The sequence below is a fragment of the Endozoicomonas sp. ONNA1 genome (assembly GCF_024606325.1).
Lineage (GTDB): Bacteria > Pseudomonadota > Gammaproteobacteria > Pseudomonadales > Endozoicomonadaceae > Endozoicomonas_A.
Window position 1 is genome coordinate 1 of the sequence record NZ_JAHHPN010000028.1, and the last position, 4155, is coordinate 4155.

A 4155-nucleotide genomic window follows, 5' to 3' on the forward strand; every position below is an offset into this window, starting at 1 on the left:
CCGTTCTGGATATATACAAGGACATTACGGCCAAAATTCCGGGTCCATCGCCTGCTCATAGTTCCAGGGGCATTCTTTTGGAAAAGTAGAGGAGGGTAGCTCTGTCTCATCTGAGGCGTCTTCTACAGCGTCCGAGTAAGCTTCAACCAAAATCTCTGTCAGTTTGCTTTTCAGTCCTGAATTTTTTCTTAGAATTCGCCTGATCTGCTTGCGTTGCTCTCGGATCGTTCTTTCCCAGCTTTGGCCAGTCTGCCTTTTTTCAGGCTGGTACTGCCATTTCAACAAATGCATGAAAAGTACGCATATTCTGGACTCTAATGCCCTGTAGTCACTGCGACCCATGCTCTCAATTTCCTCAAGGATATTTTCCAGATCGAGTTCTGTCAGGCGGCCCTCACGGATCAGTTTTGCCTGCCTCTGGGTCCAGCTGTAAAAATCAGTATCGTATAAATCACGCACAAAAATGACCTGCTGTTTTATAGGATTTCATAGTTACTGTTCAGTTTATCTTATGGACTGAGAAGTTTTAGGGCCAGAATTCAGGATTGATAGCTTGCTCATAGCTCCAGGGACGCTCCTTGGGAAAAGTGGAAGGTGATAGTCCTGTTTCTTCAGCGGCATCTTCGACGGCTCTTTTGTAAGCAACAGGAAGCATAACATCAATTTTGTGTTTTAGACCCGGAGAATCCTGTAGAATTCGCCATGCCTGCTTACGTTGCACACGGATGGTGCGTTCCCAGCTGTGGCCTGTTTGTCTTTTTTCTGGCTGGTGTTCCCATTTCAACAAGTGCATGAACAGTATTTCCAGCCGGGACTGCAAGGCTCTGTAATCACTGCGACCCATGCTCTCAATTTCCTCAAGGATATTTTCCAGGTCGAGTTCTGCGAGGCGACCTTCACGAATCAGTTTTGCCTGTCTCTGAGTCCAGCTGTAAAAATCGGTATCATACAAGTCTCGCATAAAGGCTACCTGCTTTGTCCGTTATCCCATTTTCCTTCATTCTATCTTACTCACTTTGTGCTTTACGAATCTAAACTGCGCTCATTAAGATAGCTCAAGTTTCATTTATAGGGCTGGGCGTAGTTTAATACAGAATCGATAGGTGATACTGACTGCAGCCATGAGTGTACTCAATACTCCGGCTCGTTTTGTTCTGAAATTTATACTCGAAGTCATCAATCCGAAAGGCTCCTGAGGGTTTGTTTTACTCTCGACTTTTTGCTGTCAGAGCCTGAAGAAATGGTGTTATTCGTACTTCTATATTGTCAAAACATTGGCTGTGCTGTCTGGGTGCTTATTCTGGAGTCTGTCGTGAGTTCTTTATAAAATCAGTCATTTATATTCAATGGTTCTGTTGTATTCATAGTTTTTTTTCCATCTGTTTGGTTTTTTTTAAAAATCCGTCTAGAACTGAAAATAACGGTTTCAAGATATCTGAAGCCAAACGTTAATAATCAATAAGGAAGTTTGATTATGAATACATTTTTCTCAAGCATTGCTCTTTCCAGCCTTTTAATATTCTCTAACGGTTCATTTGCCAATAGCGACGAAAAAGAACAGGTCGTTAACGTCAACACAGCCACCGTTCAGGAACTGGACGAAAAGCTTATAGGCGTAGGCAGACGAACAGCAGAAGAGATAGTAAAACACCGTAAAGCACATGGTCCTTACAAGAATATGGATGACCTTGATCAAGTGAAGTTCATCGGTGAAGCCTTTATGAAGAAGAACGAATCCAGGATAATTTTCGAAGAGTAGGGAATCACATATACAAAAAGCCCGTCCATAGAGACGGGCTTTTTGTATGTTGAGTACGTGTTTCAAAACCGATAATCTAGCCTGAATAAAGACTTATGCAGGAGTATTCCTTTGACCTTTACCTGGATTGATTGGGTCATTGCGGCCATAGTGGCTGTTTCCTCTCTTATCAGCCTTAAACGTGGCTTTTTCAAAGAAGTTCTCTCTCTTCTGACCTGGGTAGTGGCCATTTTTGTGGCCTGGACTTTTAACGGCAGTGTTGCAAACTTGTTAACTCAGTATGTAGAAACCCCGTCTGTTAGAGTGATTTCCGCATCAATTCTGCTTTTTGTCGCAACGCTACTGGTGGGCGGGTTGATTAATCGATTATTTTCAGAATTGGTTGAAGCCACCGGTCTCACTGGGACTGATAGGATACTGGGTATGGTTTTCGGCGGGCTCAGAGGCTGCTTGCTTGTGGTGCTTGTGGTGGGATTAATGACTTTTGCTCCATTAGAGAATGACGAAGCATGGCAAGATTCGGTATTATTGCCGCACTTTTTGCTACTTGCAGACTGGTCCAGACAAACAGTGGTCCAGTGGGTTGAACCTATGTTGCAAGCCGGTTGAAATAATCTCTGAAAGCTTCCCGGGAACAGGCAAACGTCCAGAGGGCGCTTTCTGAACTTTTGAGAAAAAATAGGCTCTAAAGACAGCTATAAGCACAAAAAACAGGGTTTTTCTGACTTTCAGGTGACCTTGCCAGAGCTTTGGAGCCGCTGATCCAGCCTGAGGATGTGATAAATGTGTGGAATTGTCGGTATTTCGGCGACAGTGAATGTTAACCAGCTGTTGTTCGATGCGCTGACCGTGCTTCAGCACAGGGGGCAGGACGCAGCCGGTATGGTGACCCTGGGAGGAGGGCACTTTTATCTGAGAAAAGATAACGGGCTGGTCCGTGATGTCTTCAGAACCCGGCACATGAAAAAACTGGTGGGCAATATGGGCATCGCTCATGTTCGTTATCCTACCGCAGGTACTTCCAGCTCAGCCGAGGCCCAGCCGTTCTATGTTAACTCTCCCTATGGTATTGCCCTTGCCCATAACGGGAATCTGACCAATGCCCAGAGCATCAAGCAGGAACTCTTTGAAGAAGATCTTCGTCACATCAATACCAGCTCTGATTCAGAGATTCTGCTGAATGTCTTCGCCCATGAACTGGAGCAGTCAGGCAAGTTGCAGCCCAAGCCGGAAGACTTCTTCCAGGCGGTTCGTCGAGTCCATGAGCGTTGCGAAGGTGGCTATGCTGTCGTCGCCATGATTAATGGTCACGGTATCATTGGTTTTCGTGACCCTAACGGTATTCGCCCCCTGATCTTCGGTAAGCGGGAAAGCGAAAAAGGCACAGAATATATGATGGCTTCTGAATCCGTCGCTTTGAGTGCCTCTGGTTTTGAAGTTATTCGTGACGTCGAGCCAGGCGAAGCTGTCTTCATAGACTCAAATAATCAGCTGCACACATTCCAGTGTGTTCAGGGCACCAAGCATCCTTGTATTTTTGAGTACGTCTATCTCGCCCGCCCTGACTCCATTGTTGATGGTATTTCTGTCTATCAGGCTCATCAGAGAATGGGGCAGATCCTTGCTAACAAGATTCTCAGAGAGTGGCCAGAGCATGATATTGATGTTGTCATGCCTATTCCTGACACCAGCCGGACATCAGCACTGGAGATTGCCAACCGATTGGGGCTTCCTTACAAAGAAGGCTTTGTTAAAAACCGCTACATTGGTCGCACATTCATCATGCCTGGTCAGGAAGTCCGCGAGAAATCCGTTCGCCAAAAACTCAGTGCCATTCAACAGGAATTTGAAGGCAAGAATGTCCTGTTAGTCGATGACTCCATTGTCAGAGGCACGACCTGTCAGCAGATCATCGAGATGGCCAGAGACAGTGGCGCAAAGAAAGTCTATTTTAGCTCTGCTGCTCCTGCGATTCGCTTCCCCAATGTTTATGGGATCGACATGCCAACATCAGAAGAGCTCATTGCCTACAATCGGACTGACAAGGAAATCGAGCAGGAAATCGGGGCAGATCGTCTGATCTTTCAGGATTTGGATGATCTTAAGAAAATCGTTTCTTCGTTGAATCCCGAGATTACCGACTTTGACTGTTCTGTCTTTGATGGTAAATACATTGCCGGCGGTATCGACAGTGAATATTTAAGCCGTCTTGCTGCCAGTAGAAACGAAGAGACCCGGGCTAATGCGGGAAGCGATTCGATCATTGACCTTCACAATGATGAAGAGCTTGCCTGATTTTTCCCTGAACACTACGTTCATAGAGTCGAGCCCCTGTTAGCCTTGCTAGCAGCCTGTCGGACTTAAGGCTGTCCTACTGCGGTTGCAATAAATTGGTC

At 45.8% G+C, this 4155-nt stretch carries 5 protein-coding genes; 3 read left to right on the top strand and 2 right to left on the bottom strand.

The window, feature by feature from the left end; all coding sequences use genetic code 11:
• Positions 1-24: 24 nt before the first annotated feature.
• Together KDK19_RS00600 and KDK19_RS00605 are read right to left on the bottom strand one after the other, a co-directional pair.
• A complete protein-coding gene (locus KDK19_RS00600; protein WP_257291115.1) occupies positions 25-459 on the bottom strand; it encodes a DUF29 domain-containing protein in 435 nt (144 codons plus the stop codon).
• Between the two features lie 67 nt (positions 460-526).
• Entirely contained in the window at positions 527-961 is a 435-nt protein-coding gene (locus KDK19_RS00605; RefSeq protein ID WP_257252780.1) for a DUF29 domain-containing protein, read from the bottom strand.
• Between the two features lie 513 nt (positions 962-1474).
• On the opposite strand from KDK19_RS00605, the gene KDK19_RS00610 reads away from it, so the two are divergent.
• The 3 genes from KDK19_RS00610 to purF all read left to right on the top strand — a co-directional run bounded on the left by KDK19_RS00610 (position 1475) and on the right by purF (position 4054).
• Positions 1475-1759 (top strand): helix-hairpin-helix domain-containing protein, encoded by a 285-nt coding sequence (locus KDK19_RS00610; protein ID WP_257287335.1) that lies wholly within the window; start codon positions 1475-1477, stop codon positions 1757-1759.
• Between the two features lie 111 nt (positions 1760-1870).
• Entirely contained in the window at positions 1871-2368 is a 498-nt protein-coding gene (locus tag KDK19_RS00615) for a CvpA family protein (protein ID WP_257281526.1), read from the top strand.
• Positions 2369-2542: 174 nt separating this feature from the next.
• Positions 2543-4054, top strand: a complete 1512-nt coding sequence (purF, locus tag KDK19_RS00620; RefSeq protein WP_257287333.1) for an amidophosphoribosyltransferase — start codon at positions 2543-2545, stop codon at positions 4052-4054.
• The last annotated feature ends 101 nt before the right edge of the window (positions 4055-4155 follow it).

Coding starts and splice junctions, on each gene's coding strand:
- KDK19_RS00605 (WP_257252780.1), bottom strand. CDS start 961: ATGCGAGACTTGTATGATACCGATTTTTACAGCTGGACTCAGAGACAG.
- KDK19_RS00610 (WP_257287335.1), top strand. CDS start 1,475: ATGAATACATTTTTCTCAAGCATTGCTCTTTCCAGCCTTTTAATATTC.
- purF (WP_257287333.1), top strand. CDS start 2,543: ATGTGTGGAATTGTCGGTATTTCGGCGACAGTGAATGTTAACCAGCTG.